A 17,794-nucleotide genomic window follows, 5' to 3' on the forward strand; every position below is an offset into this window, starting at 1 on the left:
ACAGATTAATAATAGTTAATGGTAGATTTTTGAATTAAAATAAAATAAATAAAATCGTTAATTAAAAAAAAAAATGATTATTGAAGTGTCTGTGGTACCATGATAGCTAAAATTCTAAAAAAAGGTGATGAAAACTTCACAATCAACCAGCTTATGGATGAAGTTAAAAAAAATCCCCGAATAAATGAGTGTGGTGCAATTTTTTCATTCGAGGGAATAGTTCGGGGCAAGGAAATAGATAAAACCACTGTGAAAATGGATCTCACCACTCCAGATATTGAAAAAACTCAAAGGGAACTTGAAGAAATTATAAAGGATATAAAAAACAAATATGGAGTGGTAGAAATAGGTGTTGTGCATTACGTTGGTGAATTCGAGCCATCGGACCCGCTCTTCCTGGCTGTGGTTGCAGGGCCCAGCAGAGTCGAAACCCGAAGCGCACTCAAGGATGTCATAGAAAGGGTAAAATATGAACTTGACTTTAAAAAAGAGGAACACACCAAGGATGGTACTAACATAATCATGTCTGGGGGGTAGTTTTGAAATTTATAAGGGACAGTCTCCATGGAAATCTTCAAATAAATGAACTTGAAGTTAAACTGATCGACACACCACAAATTCAGCGTTTGAGGCGTATAAAACAGTTAGGTTTTACGTATCTTGTATATCCTGGTGCGAATCATACCCGTTTTGAACACTCCATCGGAGCCATGTACCTTGCATCAAGACTTGGAAACAACCTTCAGCTTGATGACGATGAAAAGGAGTTGCTTCGTGTTTGTGCCCTGCTCCACGATGCAGGACACGGCCCATTCTCGCATGTTTCTGAGGGAGTTCGTGACACTTCCCACGAAGAATTAACTTCAAAGTTAATAAAGGAATCCCAGTTATCAGATATACTGTCTGAAAATTTTAATGTGAATGATATAATAAAAACCATCAACGGAAAAGGAGTTTTTGGACAGATCATATCTGGAGAACTTGATGTTGATAGAATGGATTATCTACTTAGGGATTCATACTACACTGGCGTTGCATATGGAGTTATAGATGTTGAAAGGCTTATTTACAACATGGAACTTGATGATACCATCACTTTAAGACGTAAAGGTGTTCAGGCAGCAGAGTCCATGTTACTTGCACGTTACTTCATGTATCCAAGTGTTTACCAGCACCACACAACCAGGATCATAAATTCCATGTTCAGAAAATGTTTAAGGGAATTATTTAAAACCGGGGCTGTTGATCCTGTAAATATTTATCAGTACGACGATCTGGACATCATAACAGGTGCAAGGGCTCAGGATGGTTACATAAAGGATATGATCTCCAGAATCGATAATCGAGAACTTTTTAAGACAGTTTTTTCACTGAAACTTGATGAAATTGAAAATCCTGAGGCTGTTTTTAAGTTAAGCTCACAAGAAATAATAAAAACTGAAAAAGAATTATCTGAGGACCTCAAGATTCCTCAGGGTTACCTTATATTCGATGTTCCAGAGTATCCCTCCTTCGATGAAATGAAAACCATGGTTTCTGTAAACAGTGGTAGAGTCAAACTTGGTGAAATATCAACCATAGTGAGTGCATTAAAAGATGCAAGGTTCAACCATGCAGATCTGTGCATCTACGTTCCAAAGGACTACTCATCAAAGGTTTCAGAGTTTTCATTCGAAGATTACATTAAAATACCTGATTGATTACATGTTAATTCTTAAATAAAACTTAAAATTCAATTTTAAAAGGAAAAAAGTGGTTAAATGATAGTTGTTGCAATTACAGGTGCAAGTGGTGTTGCATATGGGGTCAGGCTCCTCGAAGTTTTGAATGAACTGGATGAGGAAACAGCTCTGGTTGTAACTGATCCTGCGAAGATAATATTCAAATACGAACTTGGATTAGGGGAGGAAGAGGTTTCAAAACTTGCATCTCGTTACTACAAACCCGGTGATCTTACAGCATCCATTAACAGTGGCTCTTGCAGATTTAAATCCATGGTGATTGTCCCATCCACCATGAAAACCGTGTCTGCCATAGCAAATGGTTATGCAAGTAATGCAGTTACACGGGCTGCAGATGTGGCTCTTAAAGAACACAGGAAACTTGTTGTTGTGCCCAGAGAAACTCCACTGCGACCTGTGCACCTTGAGAACATGCTTAAAATATCAAGGGAGGGAGGTATAATTCTTCCTGCAATGCCTGCATTTTACCACAACCCTCAGAGTATCGATGAAATGGTTGATTTTATCGTTGGAAAGATACTGGATGTTCTCGATATTGACAACAACCTTTTCAAACGATGGACCGGAGATTGAACATGGATATTACCCCTGATAATGAATTTATAAAGAATTCCAACGTGCCTGGACCAACCAAGGAAGAGGTTAGATGTTTGGTCATGTGCAAATCACAGGTATCAAAGGCTGATGTTGTTGTTGATGTTGGCTGTGGAACAGGTGGATTAACATTAGAATTTGCAAAACGTGCCAAAAAGGTTTATGCCATTGATAAAAACCCTGAAGCACTGAAAACCACCTTCAAAAATCTTCAAAAACATGGCCTCGATGATGGGGTGGATCTCATTGAAGCTGATGGAACTGAAGTTTTAGACAACCTGCCTCCATTCGACGTTCTCATGGTTGGAGGCAGTGGAGGAAAAATGGATTACCTGCTAAAAAGGGGGTACAAAAAGCTTAAATCAGGTGGAAGGATTGTGGTGACTTCAATACTCCTTGAAACTCCCAGTGAAGCCACCATGGTAATGAAGGATCTTGGAATGGAGGTGGATGTTGTTGGGGTTTCCATTTCAAAGGGCAAAATCAGTGCAAGGGGCACCATGATGGTTGCAAGAAACCCAATAACCATAGTATCTGCCAAAAAAGCGTTGAAAAATTGAATATTTTTTTTATAAATGAATCATGAAAGTTAGTATAGTACCTATTTAAATGAGACTTATATCACAATTAAAAGTAATTACAATAAAATCTAACCTGTAGATTGCTTAAAAAAATTGGCTTCAATTAGACTGTTAAATGAAAATAGGGATGTTTTTTATGGAGATTACAAAAAAAATGGGATGGAAATTTCGTGTGGGGATACTGCTTGTCCTTGTATCGGCAGTTCTTTACATAATAAATTTCGCAATTTTTCACGACACACACGATCTGTTCTTCTACATAAGCATTGATACTGCATTCGTGCCAATAGAGGTTCTTCTGGTTGTTCTTGTTATAGAAGAAGCCATAAACGAAAAAGAAAAGAAGGTTATGCTTGAAAAGCTTAACATGGTTATTGGAGTATTTTTCAGTGAAGTTGGAACAGATCTCCTAACAGATATATCTAAATTCGATTTTGAATCAGATAAAATTCGTGACAAATTACTTGTAAACAACATGTGGACAGAGAAAGACTTTGAAGAAGCTGAAAAAATTGTTAAAGACTACAACTACGATCTTAACATAAAAGGAACCGATCCCAAATCTTTGAAATTTTTAGAAAAAACAAGAGAATTCTTAATGGGAAAAAGAAAGTTTTTACTTGCTCTTCTTGAAAACCCAAATTTACTGGAACATGAAACCTTCACAGACCTTCTAAGAGCAGTTTTTCATCTTTTAGAGGAACTGGAAAAACGTGAAGACATCAAAAAACTACCTGAATCAGATTACAAACATCTTTCCATTGACACAGAACGAGCCTACAGTTTAATCATCTTTGAATGGCTCCAGTACATGGAACATCTTATGAAAAATTATCCACACCTTTTTTCACTTGCTGTTAGGACCAATCCATTTGATCCAGAAGCGAAGGTTGAGATAGAGGAGTGAAAGATCGTATAACATCAGGAATGAACAAAGGGGGATCGTGGAATTGTTTGTTTCGTAATATATTTAAAGGAGTATTTGCCATATATTTAAAAAACTTAGTTTATTAAAACTTGGTGTAGTTGGTTTAATGGAAGAGTTAACCCTTAAACAGTATAGAAGAATGGTTGACGAAGTAATAGAGTTCCGTAAGCTGAACGGAAAAATGCCTAAGTACGCAGTTGTTGATGGATGTAAGATCAGCAGAAAAGACTACTTGAACATGATAGAAAATGTTAACAAGTTTCTGCTTGAAACTGGACGTAACCCTGGAATGGTTGAAATTGGGTCAACCCATGAAAGAGGATACAAAAGCTGTGAATTTATCATACATTGATCTTTCAACCGATCCAATCAAAGAATATTTTTAGGCATTGAAAAGGCTTTTTTTAATTAAGTAGGGGTATCTATCTTAAATTTTGTTATTTTATCTTTAAAGCACCCTTGAAGTTGTTTTTATAGATGTATGCACTTACTGAGTGAATTGTAATTGACCCTAATTTTATTCCTAATGCGTCTGCAACGTAAACTGAAAGGCCTTTAAGTCTAAAGAAATTTGGAATCCACTCTCCATATATATCATGGCTTCTCCAGACTGCAGTTGTATGGAGTCGGTTCTGTCTCAGTTTAAAATCCACCAGAATCATGGAAGGTACTTCATCCTGGTACTGATCTATAGAAGGATCGAATGATGTCATTACAGCTTTACGGGTTGTTGGATTCTCCTTGAGACGTTTTATAACTGATTCAACCTGATCTGTTCTTACACGATAGGTGTCCCTACCCACTTTAAGTCCGAAGTGCTCCCTGAATCTGCTGCCGTAGGTGTATGGAAGCCCAATGTTTTCAGGGTCTAAAAATTGTTTTTGATACTTTTTAAGTTTTTCACCACTCCATGAGTAACTTTCAGGAGGTTTGGAGTTTGAGGGATCTTCAACCGTTACAACAACGTTCAACAGTTCCTTTGTAATGAAATTCCCCTCGTCTTCAACATCAATTCCGCTTTCCATTATATGATGGATCACTGTTTTCCATGCATCCTGAGCCATGGCTGTTTTAACTGTAATCATTGTATCATATCATCCTACACTTTAAATCCATTTGATTTAAGAAATAAAAACCATATATATGATTTAATATTATCTTAAGGATATTTTATTATTTACTATTTAAAAGCTTATTCAATATCATTGGGTGGAATATCTTCAGCTCGGTTCATGTTCTGGAAACTCCTTCCAGTTTCATCAACAGATTCTGCATCAACGAATTTAACCTTTGATCTGCTGAGGAGGGATCTGACATCCCTGAAACCATTTTCAAGAATCTTTTGAATGATACCTTCGGAACGTTTTCTATAAATTGAGTGTAGGGGTTCCATTTTACCATCAAGATACCTTGGTACAACTGCATCATATTCCTCATCCTCTGATAGCTGGAACATCTTTAAGATAAAGGATTTAGATACGTAGGGTGAGTCACAGGGAAGAACCAAAGCCCTATTAGATTTTATATGTGAAAGCCCAGTTAATATACCAACCAGGGGCCCTTCATCCATTGTGATGTCGGTACAGAACTTCAGACCTGCTTTTAATTCAACTCCAAAATCAAGGTTCATGAATTCTAATATGTTTTTGTAGGTTTCAACCCTCTCTGCATCCCTTAAAACTACAATAATTTCATCAACAATATCTGAAACAGTTTCAATGACATGAAGTATCATTGGTTTGCCCTCAATGAGCATGGACCCCTTGTCCTGTCCCATGCGGGTACTCATTCCACCGCAGAGAATTATGCATGATTTCATGGGTTTAAATATGTCTTGTGAGTTCTTATCTTTTTGGGATAATACTTCAAATTTTTTTTATTTTAGAAACTAAAAGAAATAGTATACTTTATCTAAATTCCTATCTAAATCATGAAAAAACATTAAACAAAAAAAACTAAAAAAGGAAGAATTAACTTCCGAAAACTGATTTTAAGCCCAAATCCACTGTAAATTGCGTCACTATGTCTTCTGGTACTACTCTGATGTTTCCTGAATGGTACTGTTCTATTGCAACTTTTGCCAGGTTAAGGTAGATTGTTGGGTTGCCTTCAGCAGCGCTGATAATAGGGTTCATAATAGAACTTGTGGCTTCGCCCCTTGTTTCTGTGCTTGTTGATTGTTCAGTCATGTTTCTTATGTAACCTATTGAATCTGTGATCGTCTGGTTTTGACCATTTACTTCAATTGGGCCAACAGCAGCTAAAAGTGCATCTACAGCATCGGGAGTTACCATCACAACCACGTCTGTTTTTATTCCCTTGTTGTATTCCACTATTTCTTGGGCCCTTTCAGCACCAAAGGTGGTGTTCACACCGTACAATGAGTCATGAAGCAGTAACATTCCAGAACCTAAGTCTGTTGGTTCTGTGTAAACAGCACTTCTCAATCCTCCAGGATAAATTGTTGTTACATTCATTACCTTGCCATCTGTAACATTGAGTACAAATGCCATATCAACAGATCCTATACCCTCTGTTCCATTATCTTCTGTGGGATCATCACACAGAAGAAGGATGTTATAACTACCGTTCAAGTTACCGACAGCAGATACTGACTGCTCATACTCATAGAATACAGCTGAGGCTCCAGCAATCAACAGTAACACCACCACGATAAGTAGTTTAAATAATGCTCTCATAAATTTTCCCCTCTTCTTTTTCTAAACTCGCTTTTTGATTTTGTTTTCTATTTCTAAAATTAAGGCAAAAAAAATGCCAATATCAAATATGATAACGGTGACAAATATAAAGATTTTCCCAAATTAGCCCCTAATTTATGCCTAATATCCCCTATTTTGGAACATAAAATAATTTTACCAACATAAATTTCATTTAAAAAAAGATTATCTTTTAAAATAATGTAAAGCCGTGTATGAAAGGAGAAGTAGTAAATGAAAAGTTTACAAAAATTAAAACTTTAAAAATAGGTGGTAAATTTGTTAGTATCAATATTAAAAAAATAGTGGAATGAATAAATATTATTGGAAATTGAATTCCAATAAATCATCTATGTTTTAGAGAAGTCTTGTTGTTGGATAGTTTGGACTCTCGTTGGTTATGAGCATGTCGTGTGGGTGGCTTTCAGTCATTCCACTGCCTGTTATCCTCACGAACTTTGCATTTTCCTTCATGGCCTGGATGTCCTTTGCACCGCAGTATCCCATTGAAGATTTAAGTCCACCTATCAGCTGGAATATGACTTCATCCACAGGTCCCTTGTAGGGTACAACTCCTTCAACTCCTTCAGGTACGAGTTTTGAGTGTTTCATTGGGCCCTTAACTTCCTGGAAATAACGGTCGGTTCCTGCACCAACTCCACCTGTCATTGCTCCTAATGAGCCCATTCCACGGTACTGTTTGAATTTACGGCCGTTCATTATAACAACTTCACCAGGAGCTTCATGTGTTCCTGCGAGTAAACTTCCTAACATCACAGCATCAGCTCCAACTCCTATGGCTTTTGCAGCATCTCCAGAGTATCTTAAACCACCATCTGCTATAACTGGAACATCGTATTCCCTTGCAACATCTGCAACATCTGATACTGCTGTGAGCTGCGGAACTCCAACCCCTGCTATTATCCGGGTTGTACAGATGGATCCTGGTCCTATACCAACCTTAAGTCCGTCAACACCCTGAGCTATTAGGTCCTCTGCAGCTTCCTTGGTTGCGATGTTACCTACAAGCAGGTCTGCATCGATGTTTTCATTCATGGTCCTTGAGAACTTAACAACATCCATGTTGTGACCGTGTGCACAGTCTATTGCTATTATATCTGCGCCTGCTTCATCTAATGCCATTGCCCTTTCCAGATCGAATGGTCCTGCTGCAGCTGCAACCAAAAATCTTCCTTTCCTGTCCCTAGAAGCATTTGGAAGCTCTTTACGTTCTAAAATGTCTTTTATCGTTACTATACCAACTATTGCACCATCTTCAACAACTGGAAGCCTTTCAACCTTGTTTTCATAGGCAACATCCAGTGCTTCTTCGGGTGTGGCAGATTCTGTGACTGTAACAACTTCCTCAGTCATCACGTCTGCAACCTTTTTGTGGGCATCTGCGTTGATTATGGGTTTTATATCCCTGCGGCTTATTATTCCTATTACACGACCATTATCCACAACTGGAAGTCCACTTATTTCTTCTTCATCCATTATTTCATTGGCTTCCTTTATGGAAGATTCAGGACTTATGGTTATAACATCCCTTATCGTAAGGTCACCAGAGCGTTTAACCTTTTTAACCTCTTCTACCTGCTCGTTTATGGTCATGTTTCTGTGTATAACACCTAAACCTCCTTCCTGGGCCAGTGCTATTGCCATTTCAGCTTCTGTCACGGTGTCCATGGGTGAACTTATTACAGGTATGTTGATATTATAGTTTCTTGAGATGCGGGTCTTTGTTACAATATCCTTTGGTTCCACAGTGGATGCTGAAGGTACCATTAAAAAATCGTCGAATGTGTAACCTGTTGGGGCGTTTTTTAATTTTTTCGAGAACATACAGTTAACCTCCAACCTTTAAAAAAAGGCTGATCAAAAAATTTAATCCATTAAAACAAAGTATCCTGAAATCTGTTTAAGATCATCTTACTTATAGGTATTATCACCTTTTTATTTCGTACAACATTTCAAATTTATATTATTGAAAGTGTATTCGTGAAATAAATGTTGAATACGATTTTTTTTTAAGGAGTATCCCTTCAATTTGACTTGAATTGGATAATCCTACTTTTTGTTTTGAAAAAAATTTCAGGATAAATTGTAAATTTTCTTAAATATTGTATTTCAAACCTTTAAAAGTTTTCTATCATTTTCTTCAATTCACCGACAGCACTTCTGTGTATCTTTCCAGTGTTTCTGTCTCCACCAACACATGCTGCACCGCGGATACCAACAACGTCACAGCCAATATTGTAGAGCATTTCAAGTTGTTCCTTTTTAACGGAACCTGCGAGTGCAGATTTAAGGCCGTAGTCATGGATGGTGTTGTTGAACTTGGTCAGAGTGTCTTCATCCATGAAGTCGAAGAGTGTTTTACCGTCTTTAACTGCTGTGTCAACCATTGCAAGGTCTGCACCTGCATCTGCTGCAACCCTTGGTATTTCCATTGGGTCGACTGCTCCAACCCTGTGGGCATCAGCGTATCCTGCTGCAACAACAACCGCATCTTCGTTGAAGTCTTTAACTGTTTTCACAACATTTTTCATAACTTCAAGGGCTTCTTCGTAGTTTTTGGTACCGTAGAGTCCCACTTTTATGTAGTCTGCTCCTGAAACAACTGCTCCTGCTGCTGCTAGTGATACTGTTCCTGGTTTGTAGGGCACATCTCCCAGTGTTGCACTGACGTACATCCCCTCAGGAGTTAATTCGCTTATGCTTTTGATTACCCATGGAAAATTTGCACCTAATGATCCTTCTTTTGGATTTTTGACGTCAACTATGTCAGCACCGCCTTCTATGGCTTCACGTGCTTCTTCAGTGTTTATTGGACTAATTAAGAGAAGCAAAATCTATACCTCCATTATAATTAAAAATCTTAAAACTAATATTTAAAATCTGTGCTTAAATATTTAACCCCATAAATAAAATTAAAAAGGTGATCCTCTCTTTTTAATGTTGTCTTTAATTTCACCGTGCTTTCTATTTGAAATACCCTTTTTAACCAGTTTTGCTCTGGTTTTTTCCAGGAGATTATTGGTTTCAATACCTACGGGACACTCAACCGTGCAAAGACCACATAATGTGCAGTAGAAAAGTCCAGAATTGTAACACACAGATTCATCTTCAATGAACTGACTTAAAAACACACCTTTACCACCTAAATGCCTTCTGTAACCAAATTCATTTCCCAGAACACTGTAAACTGGACAGGTTGCAACACAGCTTCCACAGCCTATGCACAGGAGGCATTCACTTCCCTCTTTGAGGGCTTTTCTGCGCCCGTTGTCTAAAAGAATCACAACAACCCTGCTTGGACCGTACATCCCCCTGAGGTGTATCTGTTCAATATCCGCTGTTTTTGATGGTGAGGATACCACATTCATGTAGGCAGGTACCCATTTTCCAGTTGCGTAGATGGTTTCAAGTTTAACAACAGATACAGCCTCTTCCACACTTCTAACGAGTTTGTCTATGCCTGCAATAATTACATGGGTGTCGAGCATGGAAACCAGAGTTATGTTGCCCTCGTTGTGGACCGTCACCACTGCACCATCCTCTGCTGCAATGGAGTTTGCACCTGTTATTCCAACCCTGCAGGTTTCAAGCTTTTCAAGGACGTCTGCCTTCACTGCGTTGAGTATGGATCTGGGTTCAGGTTCAACCTCCATTTCGAGTTCCATTGAAACTATCCTTGCTATGTCATCCATCCTGAGGTGTGATGCTGGACCAATAGGGTGTGAGGGTCTGCTTTCAGGGTCGAACTGCACGATCCTGTCGCCGAGGTCAGTTTCAAGCACATCAATCCCCCTGGTTTTCAGGGACTCTGAAAGTCCTATTTCACCTGCAGTGTTGGATTTGGACTTTGCAACCATTTTTTCATCCTTAACAATATCATAAACTGCTTGAAGTGCTTCTTCTGAATTTTCAGCAAGAATAACTTCCATACCATTGTCTTCAAGGTTTTGGATTCCCTTTAGAGAAGTTCATCCAGGTTGGAAATTGAATTTTCCCTTATTTTAGTTACTCTGTCCTTTAGATCCTTTGTTTTCTTGTCCTGGAGGATCTTGATCCTTCTATCATTCAGTATCCCAAAGGATCTGTTCATTGCATTGATCTCAGATTCTTTCATCTTCCAACCCCATAAGAAGAATTTCAGATAGGTCTTTAACCTTTAAAACATTTTCATTATTTTCAGAGCTGTTTTTAACTGTATCTTTAAGGTTCAAAATACAAAATGAACATGCAGTTGCGATGGTGTCAGCACCTGTGTTCTCTGCATCTTTTATTCGTTTCTTGGCAATTTTATTGGCTGTTTGTGGAAATGCAGATTTAACGCCTGCACCTGCACCACAGCAGTGCGACCTCTCCCTTGAATCCTTCATCTCAACGAGTTCTGCTGCAGCTTCTAAAACCTCCCTTGGTTCATCGTAAACCCCTGAATGCCTTCCCAGGTGGCATGGATCGTGGTAGGTAACTTTCATGGGTGTTTTCTGAAGTGTGAGCTTACCCTTTCTGATGAGCTGGCTGAAAAGCTGGGACGTATGTATAACATCAAGTTCAACCCCCAAGAGATTTTTATAATCATTTTTAAGGGTGTTGTAACATCCTGCACATGAAACCAGTATCTTTCGTCCCTCAAGTTCCTTAAGGGTTTGTTCCATAACCTCAATAGCATCATCATGAAACCCTGTTCGTAGTAGGAACGATCCACAGCAATTTTCATCCTCCAGGATTTCATGTTCTATTCCTGCCTTTTTAAGTATTCTCTCTGTTGCATTGGCAATTTGCGGGAGTTTTTCCCGTACAACACAACCTCTGAAGTATATCATTTATTCACCATACCTCTTGAATTTATAGAAAAATTTGTAGGGTTATTTAGGTTTAAATTCAATTTTTAAACACTTCACTTTTGAAGAGGTTAAATCTCCTTCTAAGAGTTAAATCTATTTTTATTTTGTTATAAATTGAATAACATTTGTTTAATTTATGGATATTATGGTTCTTATCTTTTGTTGGATGAATTCAACACCAGGTTGTAGAGAACTCCCAATCCATATGCAAGGTGCTGAATTGGAAGAAGCAGAAAAACCATCAAGGAGTATAAGGTTTTAGTTTTCAGGCTTATTTCAAAAAAGACTGAGATCGCAAAGATTAGGTATAAAATAAGTGGAATCAAAGCCAATATACCCATCCACACATATAATGGTGTAACTAAAATCAGATAAAGTATGAATGCCACGGTTACAGGGACATTTATCCTCACCATGCTCCTGTGTTTTCGCACGGTGTTTGATATGTTAACGCCATAACTGAACATGTTACGTGCAAACTCCCTGATAGAATCTGTTTCCCTATGCCATACCCCTGCATCAGGAACGTAACAAAATTTATAGCCTGCCCTCTGAAGTCTGAAGTTCAGTTCGTTGTCATCGGAGATGATGAGTTCTTCATCGTATCGAAACTTTGAAATAATTTCTTTCTTGTAGATTGCGTTGTAGTTAGCTATGCTCTTGATGAAGCGAACCCTCCTCTTTGAAAAGGCAGGATTTCCACCTGAAGCCAGGAAAGATGTTAAAAAAGAGTTGATCACAAGTTCCTTTTTATTATTGGTTTCTGCAATTAAACGGGGCCCTCCAGCTCCTGCAATATCCCCATCAGTCCCCTCCATTGAATCATAAAGTTTCTGGAGCCAATCTTTGGCTAAGATGCAGTCCGCATCTGTGAAGGCTATATATCCTGAAGCTGGATCCGATTTGTCTATAACAAGGTTTCTTGCAAAGCAAAGTCCATAAAATCCAAAATCTGCTTCATTCAAAACTTTGTAAGGAATTCCTGAACTTTTCAGAACATTTTCTGCAATTTCCCTTGTTTTATCAGTTGAGTTACCATCAACGACTATGACCTCATAGGAATGATTGAATTCCTGTGCTGTGATGCTTTCAAGAGTTGAAGCTATGTTCTCTTCTTCGTTTTTGGCTACTATTCCGAGTGTTACCTTAATTAACATAATTTTTATCCTTTAGCAATAATAATTATGAATTTATAAATTTGAATCTAGATTATATTCCTTTTTTTATTTAATGTTTAAACATATGAACTGTTTTATTGTTAATTTAATAAATAAAGGATACTAAATAAGCAGTTTATTGATAATAAACTTAAAGTCATAATTAAATGAACAAAAATATAAAAATTAGAAATATTAAGAAGTAATAAAGTTAAGTTATCAAATAAGATACAAATTAAGGATAATTTTCATAATTTTTACAAAAAATACAAACCCAAAAATTTTATTGGTGATAAAATGAACTGGAAAGAAAAAAACATTCTCATTACAGGTATAAGTGGATTTGTTGGTTCTTATTTAGCAGAAGAGCTCCTTAAAAGTGGTTCAAATGTTTTTGGATTGATCCAACGCAGGGCAGATGGGACAAAAGCTAAAAACATGGTCGATCATGGAATTGAAAAGGATGTGAAACTCTTAGAAGGAGATTTAACTGATATAACTTCCCTTGCAAATGCACTGGATGAATCACAACCAGATTACATATTCCACCTTGCAGCACAATCCTTTGTACCACGATCATTCAAAAACCCCATGGAAACACAGACCATAAACTCCATAGGAACCGCAAATTTACTGGAAGCCATTCGAATCAAAAACTGTGATCCTAAAATAGTTTTTGCAGGTTCCAGTGAAGAATACGGACTTGTGATATCCTCAGAAGAACAGCACAAACAGGCGCAAAGACAATACGGAACAATATTCCCTGAGCCTGAGAAGATTCCGGAGATCCCTATAACAGAGACTAATCCTTTAAGACCCATGTCACCCTATGCAGTTTCAAAGGTTCATGGAGATTTTTTAATGAGGAATTATTACCATTCTTATGGTCTGAACACAGTTGTTTCAAGGGCTTTCAACCATGAAGGTGCAGGCAGAGGTTTGATGTTTGTAACATCCGTTATAACCAATCAGGTTATGAAGTTGAAGTTTGGAGAAACAGATAAAATAAACATTGGAAATGTGAACGCATTCAGAGACTGGTCACATGTGAAGGACATAATAAAAGGTTACATGCTCCTTGCTCAAAATGGTAAATCCGGAGAAGTTTACAACCAGGGATCCATGAGAACCAATTCAATTTTAAGTTACATTCTACTCAGTTTAGAACATGCAGGATGGAATGTAAACAAAATTGAAACATTTAATGGCAAAAAAACCATCAAAGATCCAACTGAGAATGATGACAACAAAGTTTACGGAGTTAAATTCGATAAAACCAAAGTTGACAACATGATGCTGGAAGGAAACCTTGAATATTCCATTGAAGATAAAGGAATCCTTGTGGATACGGACAAAGGAACAATCACGGTTGAATTCAACCCTGACAGGTTCAGGCCAGCTGAAGTTCCAATTCTATTCTCCAACACCGAAAAAATACAGAAGATCGGTGCAAAAATAGATTACAAAGTTAAGGATATTATAAAAGACCAGCTGAATTATTATATAAAAGAGGGGAATAGACTATATTAATGAAAACTCTCTGTTTAAACTTTTTTTAAAAAATAGAATTATATCTGACACAACAAAAAGATATGTCCCCCGAACACCCATGAAGGTAAAGAATAGTAAAGATCAGGCGAAATAAGATAACTAAAGGGAAAACCTAAAGGCTTAGTAAACATTTTAAGCTTTTTGTAACCTGCATTTTTTATGAGTTTAGATAAGGTTAAAGGAGAGAATTCAGTGACATGTGTGGGGTCATAACAAAATTTTGTTTTTTTACGCCATGCGTATACCTTTAGGAAGTAAGCCCATTTATTAGGGCATGTGATAATTAGCTTGCCTCCACAATTCAAATTATCTTTTCTTAATTTAATCAATGCTTTTTCAGGTTCTTTAAGGTGCTCAATAACATGCTGCATATATATAATATCATATCTTTCTTTTAGTTCAAAAATGTCCTTGTTCTGAAAGTTTAGATTCGGATATTTATCAATTGCCATCTTTATAGCATCATTATTAATATCTATTCCATAAATTTTATTATTATATCTTTCTTTCAGTAAATTACAAAATTCTCCAGTATTGCAACCTATCTCTAAAATTTTATCTGTAGGTTTAGGTTCATAAAGATCGAAAATTGCCTTAAACTCCCAATAATCATGTGGATTCTTCTTTTCATGATCTTTTGCATACTCCACATTATAATCATTCCACCTACTTTCTTTATTTCCCATGTTTTATATATTAAAACTGTCTAACCAAAAATATTTTTCTTTCAATAATTTAACAGATACTTCTTTAAATTGCAAATTTTGGTCTTATTTAAAAATTAATGAACTAAGAACTTTAATAACAAAATTTTGATGGATAGATTTAAAAAGAGTAAGAATAAAAAACTTTTTCAAAAATTAATAATTTCTCGAAGATTTATCTGTAAAATGTGATTTAAAATATTTTAAGAAGTTTAGAGGTTATAATGATTTAATAAATTAGAACTTCAATTAATATTTTATTAATGGAAAATTCTTAAAGTTAAAAATTTTAGAATTAATGCCCAAAAAATTAGTATATTTGGTATCCAAAAAGACAAATAAAGGTGTTTTATGAGTAGAATAAGAACTTTAGCAAAAAATACGACAATACTATTCCTAGGAAATATGATAAGTTACTTATTAGGCTTTTTCACAACAATATACACTGCCAGATATCTTGGCGTTCAAGGATTTGGAATTTTGTCACTGGCATTATCCATTACTGGAATATTCGGAGTTTTTACAGATTTGGGATTAGGAACTTTAACTACTAGGGAAGTTTCAAGGAATAAGTCTAAGGCAAATAAATATATTGGGAATACTGCTGTTATGAAAGTATTTTTAGCTTTTTTAACATTTGGGCTCATTAGTTTAACCGTTTATATATTGGGGTATCCTCAAACTGTTAAAAACGTTGTATACATTATTACATTGTCGGTTATATTCAGCGCATTTACTGGGATATTCAACTCAATATTTCAAGCATTCGAAAAGATGGAATACATGTCTTTAAACATCATATTGAATGCTGTTTTAATGTTTACAGGTGTTTTAACTGTAATCTATTATGGACTTGGCATCATAGCGTTATCAGCAGTTTATTTTATTTCCAGTGGTATAATCCTAATTTTAACTTTCCTTATCTACTCATGGAAATTCTTTTTACCAAAAATCCATTTAGATCTAAATTTCTGGAAACCAACCCTTAAAGAAGCATCATTTTTTGGAATTTCCAGTATTTTAATTGTAATTTATTTTTATATAGATTCTGTAATGCTTTCAGTTATGGTAGGTAATTCTGCAGTGGGAATTTATAATGCAGCGTATAAACTCATTTTTGTCCTCCTATTCATACCTAATGTCTTCGTAACCTCTATTTTTCCAGTAATGTCACAACATTTTGAATCCTCTAAAAATCTGCTGAAATTAGAATATGAAAAATCCGTTAAATATCTATTTGCAATCGCCATGTTCATATTTGTGTACGGTTTTGTATTTGCAGATAAAATAATCGTTATTATTTATGGAACAAGTTATACTGCTGCTATAACAGCTTTACAAACATTGATATTCGTTGTACCCCTTATATTCATAACAAGTTTATTCGGTAATATTCTGGGAGCGATCAACAGACAAAGGATAATAACAATTGTTGCAGTAATAAATGTACTATTAAATGTGACTCTTAATTTAATTTTGATTCAAAAATTTAGTTATATTGGTGCTTCTGCCGCAACAGTTGCAACTGAGTGTTTAGGGTTTATTTTAATGTTCGTTTATATATCCAGATATTTTTTCAAGATTTCTGTGACTCAGAATATCTTAAAAACTACAGTTAGCAGTATTTTAGTTTTAATCTTCATTTATTACTTAAAAATTAATACAAACTGGATAATATCCGCTATTTTAGGATTATTTGTATATCTCTCACTCTTGTACGTTATGAGAATAGTTACAAAAGAAGATGTAGAAATTTTTAAAGGAATTTTATAATATAAAAAGTATAATATAAAAAAAATATGAATTAATCTAATTAATTTAAATCTCTAATTAATTTAGATTATTACTCAATAATTTTATTGAAAATAGTTTCCATTCGTTTACTGTAAGATTCCCATGAATAGTTTTCAGTTATTGTTTTTGAAGTTTGTAGCGTTTTATTTTTGTACTCATCGTAGTTATTTTTAACTTCCAATATTTTATCAGCCAATTGTTTTATATTCCCAGTTTCAACAACAGGATGATCATCAGGCAATATATCCTTAACACCACATTGATCTGATATGATTGTAGGTATTCCTCCCAGTATAGTTTCTAAAGGGAAAATACCCCATGGTTCTGATTCGGGTACAAAAACTGAAATATCCGCAACATCATATAATGAGTATAACTCCTCATTGGAAATTGAATCATAAAAGAATATGTTTAGTCCATTTTTATCTGCCAAACTTATCATTGACTTTTTAATATGATTTGAATAAGCATCCACAGTACCTCCAACAAAATGTAATCTCACATTTTTAATATCATTTTTTATCAAAGAAAAGGCTTTAACTATATCTAATTGACGTTTCTTTGGATGTAAAGGGCCAACAAATATCAAATCAAAATAATCATTATGGATATGTTTAATATCTCGTTCTAGATCTGCTCCAGACCCTATTGTTTCTAATTTTGTTTGAGGATACCTATTTTTGATTATTTTTTCAATTACATGGCTTATGGGTAATGTAAATTGAATATTAGCAGAATAATAGTTGTCTATAAAATTATCTCTGTAATATGGTTCATTACACATCCATACTGTTGGTATATCAGTAAATTTGGATATCCACTGTGCAGGGTGATTGTGTGCATTAATTATGTCATGATCTCCTAATTTAGAACTGAGCTTTTTAATTAAATGAACCCATCTAAAATGGTTGAGTGAAAAAATAGAACTTATAAACCATCTTGTATCTAAAGAGACTATGTTCACATTTTCAAGTGATGAATCAAAACCATAGTTTTCTTTCTTTTCAAAAGTATAAATTGTAACATCATGTCCCATCTTGGTTAGATGATGACTTAGTTTACAAACCTGTTTTTCAGCACCCCTTAAATATATTAGTTCCGGTTGTACAATTCCAATATCCATAATTTACCTCTAAAATCAATTATTCTTTGTTATGATGTTAAGTGATG

General features: G+C 35.7%; 19 protein-coding genes. 8 read left to right on the top strand and 11 right to left on the bottom strand.

What is annotated here, in order from left to right:
- Positions 1 to 99 precede the first annotated feature (99 nt).
- The 6 genes from MCBB_RS05895 (at position 100) to MCBB_RS05920 (ending at position 4,197) form a co-directional block, all read left to right on the top strand.
- Positions 100 to 537, top strand: a complete 438-nt coding sequence (locus MCBB_RS05895) for a molybdenum cofactor biosynthesis protein MoaE (protein WP_071906887.1) — start codon at positions 100 to 102, stop codon at positions 535 to 537.
- 2 nt (positions 538 to 539) lie between these two features.
- The gene (locus tag MCBB_RS05900) at positions 540 to 1,700 is read left to right on the top strand and encodes an HD domain-containing protein (protein ID WP_071906888.1); all 1,161 of its coding nucleotides are present in this window, start codon (positions 540 to 542) and stop codon (positions 1,698 to 1,700) included.
- Positions 1,701 to 1,760: 60 nt separating this feature from the next.
- On the top strand, positions 1,761 to 2,315 hold the full coding sequence (locus tag MCBB_RS05905; RefSeq protein ID WP_071906889.1) for a UbiX family flavin prenyltransferase: 555 nt from the start codon (positions 1,761 to 1,763) through the stop codon (positions 2,313 to 2,315).
- Positions 2,316 to 2,317: 2 nt separating this feature from the next.
- Complete coding sequence (gene cbiT, locus MCBB_RS05910) at positions 2,318 to 2,896, top strand: precorrin-6Y C5,15-methyltransferase (decarboxylating) subunit CbiT (protein ID WP_071906890.1); 579 nt, start codon at positions 2,318 to 2,320, stop codon at positions 2,894 to 2,896.
- A 157-nt stretch (positions 2,897 to 3,053) separates the two neighbouring features.
- Positions 3,054 to 3,824, top strand: coding sequence for a hypothetical protein (locus MCBB_RS05915; protein WP_071906891.1), 771 nt, complete (start codon positions 3,054 to 3,056; stop codon positions 3,822 to 3,824).
- A 127-nt stretch (positions 3,825 to 3,951) separates the two neighbouring features.
- Entirely contained in the window at positions 3,952 to 4,197 is a 246-nt protein-coding gene (locus MCBB_RS05920) for a pseudomurein-binding protein (protein ID WP_071906892.1), read from the top strand.
- An 85-nt stretch (positions 4,198 to 4,282) separates the two neighbouring features.
- Here MCBB_RS05920 and MCBB_RS05925 read toward each other — a convergent pair whose 3' ends face one another.
- The 9 genes from MCBB_RS05925 to MCBB_RS05960 form a co-directional block, all read right to left on the bottom strand.
- The gene (locus MCBB_RS05925) at positions 4,283 to 4,930 is read right to left on the bottom strand and encodes a thymidylate synthase (RefSeq protein WP_071906893.1); all 648 of its coding nucleotides are present in this window, start codon (positions 4,928 to 4,930) and stop codon (positions 4,283 to 4,285) included.
- A gap of 107 nt (positions 4,931 to 5,037) precedes the next feature.
- The gene (mobA, locus tag MCBB_RS05930) at positions 5,038 to 5,664 is read right to left on the bottom strand and encodes a molybdenum cofactor guanylyltransferase (RefSeq protein WP_071906894.1); all 627 of its coding nucleotides are present in this window, start codon (positions 5,662 to 5,664) and stop codon (positions 5,038 to 5,040) included.
- A gap of 151 nt (positions 5,665 to 5,815) precedes the next feature.
- Positions 5,816 to 6,544 carry a DUF4012 domain-containing protein gene (locus MCBB_RS05935; protein ID WP_071906895.1) on the bottom strand — a complete coding sequence of 243 codons (729 nt, stop codon included), beginning with the start codon at positions 6,542 to 6,544 and terminating at the stop codon, positions 5,816 to 5,818.
- Between the two features lie 375 nt (positions 6,545 to 6,919).
- Positions 6,920 to 8,407, bottom strand: coding sequence for an IMP dehydrogenase (gene guaB / locus MCBB_RS05940; protein ID WP_071906896.1), 1,488 nt, complete (start codon positions 8,405 to 8,407; stop codon positions 6,920 to 6,922).
- Between the two features lie 293 nt (positions 8,408 to 8,700).
- Entirely contained in the window at positions 8,701 to 9,414 is a 714-nt protein-coding gene (locus MCBB_RS05945; protein WP_071906897.1) for a (5-formylfuran-3-yl)methyl phosphate synthase, read from the bottom strand.
- Between the two features lie 81 nt (positions 9,415 to 9,495).
- Positions 9,496 to 10,512 (bottom strand): LUD domain-containing protein, encoded by a 1,017-nt coding sequence (locus MCBB_RS05950; protein ID WP_231916324.1) that lies wholly within the window; start codon positions 10,510 to 10,512, stop codon positions 9,496 to 9,498.
- 29 nt (positions 10,513 to 10,541) lie between these two features.
- Positions 10,542 to 10,697: a hypothetical protein gene (locus MCBB_RS12290; RefSeq protein WP_231916325.1), complete on the bottom strand. Its 156-nt coding sequence runs from the start codon at positions 10,695 to 10,697 to the stop codon at positions 10,542 to 10,544.
- Entirely contained in the window at positions 10,684 to 11,397 is a 714-nt protein-coding gene (locus MCBB_RS05955; protein WP_071906898.1) for a (Fe-S)-binding protein, read from the bottom strand. The genes MCBB_RS12290 and MCBB_RS05955 overlap by 14 nt, the downstream gene beginning before the upstream one ends.
- A 173-nt stretch (positions 11,398 to 11,570) precedes the next feature.
- On the bottom strand, positions 11,571 to 12,575 hold the full coding sequence (locus tag MCBB_RS05960) for a glycosyltransferase (protein ID WP_071906899.1): 1,005 nt from the start codon (positions 12,573 to 12,575) through the stop codon (positions 11,571 to 11,573).
- Between the two features lie 297 nt (positions 12,576 to 12,872).
- Here MCBB_RS05960 and MCBB_RS05965 point away from each other — a divergent pair, with 297 nt between their 5' ends.
- The gene (locus MCBB_RS05965; RefSeq protein WP_071906900.1) at positions 12,873 to 14,105 is read left to right on the top strand and encodes a GDP-mannose 4,6-dehydratase; all 1,233 of its coding nucleotides are present in this window, start codon (positions 12,873 to 12,875) and stop codon (positions 14,103 to 14,105) included.
- Positions 14,106 to 14,143: 38 nt separating this feature from the next.
- On the opposite strand, the gene MCBB_RS05970 is transcribed toward MCBB_RS05965, so the two are convergent.
- Positions 14,144 to 14,812: a class I SAM-dependent methyltransferase gene (locus tag MCBB_RS05970; RefSeq protein ID WP_084789862.1), complete on the bottom strand. Its 669-nt coding sequence runs from the start codon at positions 14,810 to 14,812 to the stop codon at positions 14,144 to 14,146.
- Between the two features lie 369 nt (positions 14,813 to 15,181).
- Here MCBB_RS05970 and MCBB_RS05975 point away from each other — a divergent pair, with 369 nt between their 5' ends.
- Positions 15,182 to 16,603: a flippase gene (locus MCBB_RS05975; RefSeq protein ID WP_071906902.1), complete on the top strand. Its 1,422-nt coding sequence runs from the start codon at positions 15,182 to 15,184 to the stop codon at positions 16,601 to 16,603.
- Positions 16,604 to 16,673: 70 nt separating this feature from the next.
- Here MCBB_RS05975 and MCBB_RS05980 read toward each other — a convergent pair whose 3' ends face one another.
- Positions 16,674 to 17,747: a glycosyltransferase family 4 protein gene (locus tag MCBB_RS05980; RefSeq protein WP_071906903.1), complete on the bottom strand. Its 1,074-nt coding sequence runs from the start codon at positions 17,745 to 17,747 to the stop codon at positions 16,674 to 16,676.
- Positions 17,748 to 17,794: the final 47 nt, after the last annotated feature.

Origin of the sequence: Methanobacterium congolense (genome assembly GCF_900095295.1) — an archaeon.
Lineage (GTDB): Archaea > Methanobacteriota > Methanobacteria > Methanobacteriales > Methanobacteriaceae > Methanobacterium_C > Methanobacterium_C congolense.

What these genes read in the sequence shown, in the direction of transcription:
- MCBB_RS05895 (WP_071906887.1), top strand. Translation starts at nt 100, where the DNA reads ATGATAGCTAAAATTCTAAAAAAAGGTGATGAAAACTTCACAATCAAC.
- MCBB_RS05905 (WP_071906889.1), top strand. Translation starts at nt 1,761, where the DNA reads ATGATAGTTGTTGCAATTACAGGTGCAAGTGGTGTTGCATATGGGGTC.
- cbiT (WP_071906890.1), top strand. Translation starts at nt 2,318, where the DNA reads ATGGATATTACCCCTGATAATGAATTTATAAAGAATTCCAACGTGCCT.
- MCBB_RS05915 (WP_071906891.1), top strand. Translation starts at nt 3,054, where the DNA reads ATGGAGATTACAAAAAAAATGGGATGGAAATTTCGTGTGGGGATACTG.
- MCBB_RS05920 (WP_071906892.1), top strand. Translation starts at nt 3,952, where the DNA reads ATGGAAGAGTTAACCCTTAAACAGTATAGAAGAATGGTTGACGAAGTA.
- MCBB_RS05925 (WP_071906893.1), bottom strand. Translation starts at nt 4,930, where the DNA reads ATGATTACAGTTAAAACAGCCATGGCTCAGGATGCATGGAAAACAGTG.
- mobA (WP_071906894.1), bottom strand. Translation starts at nt 5,664, where the DNA reads ATGAAATCATGCATAATTCTCTGCGGTGGAATGAGTACCCGCATGGGA.
- MCBB_RS05935 (WP_071906895.1), bottom strand. Translation starts at nt 6,544, where the DNA reads ATGAGAGCATTATTTAAACTACTTATCGTGGTGGTGTTACTGTTGATT.
- guaB (WP_071906896.1), bottom strand. Translation starts at nt 8,407, where the DNA reads ATGTTCTCGAAAAAATTAAAAAACGCCCCAACAGGTTACACATTCGAC.
- MCBB_RS05950 (WP_231916324.1), bottom strand. Translation starts at nt 10,512, where the DNA reads ATGGAAGTTATTCTTGCTGAAAATTCAGAAGAAGCACTTCAAGCAGTT.
- MCBB_RS12290 (WP_231916325.1), bottom strand. Translation starts at nt 10,697, where the DNA reads ATGAAAGAATCTGAGATCAATGCAATGAACAGATCCTTTGGGATACTG.
- MCBB_RS05955 (WP_071906898.1), bottom strand. Translation starts at nt 11,397, where the DNA reads ATGATATACTTCAGAGGTTGTGTTGTACGGGAAAAACTCCCGCAAATT.
- MCBB_RS05960 (WP_071906899.1), bottom strand. Translation starts at nt 12,575, where the DNA reads ATGTTAATTAAGGTAACACTCGGAATAGTAGCCAAAAACGAAGAAGAG.
- MCBB_RS05965 (WP_071906900.1), top strand. Translation starts at nt 12,873, where the DNA reads ATGAACTGGAAAGAAAAAAACATTCTCATTACAGGTATAAGTGGATTT.
- MCBB_RS05970 (WP_084789862.1), bottom strand. Translation starts at nt 14,812, where the DNA reads ATGGGAAATAAAGAAAGTAGGTGGAATGATTATAATGTGGAGTATGCA.
- MCBB_RS05975 (WP_071906902.1), top strand. Translation starts at nt 15,182, where the DNA reads ATGAGTAGAATAAGAACTTTAGCAAAAAATACGACAATACTATTCCTA.
- MCBB_RS05980 (WP_071906903.1), bottom strand. Translation starts at nt 17,747, where the DNA reads ATGGATATTGGAATTGTACAACCGGAACTAATATATTTAAGGGGTGCT.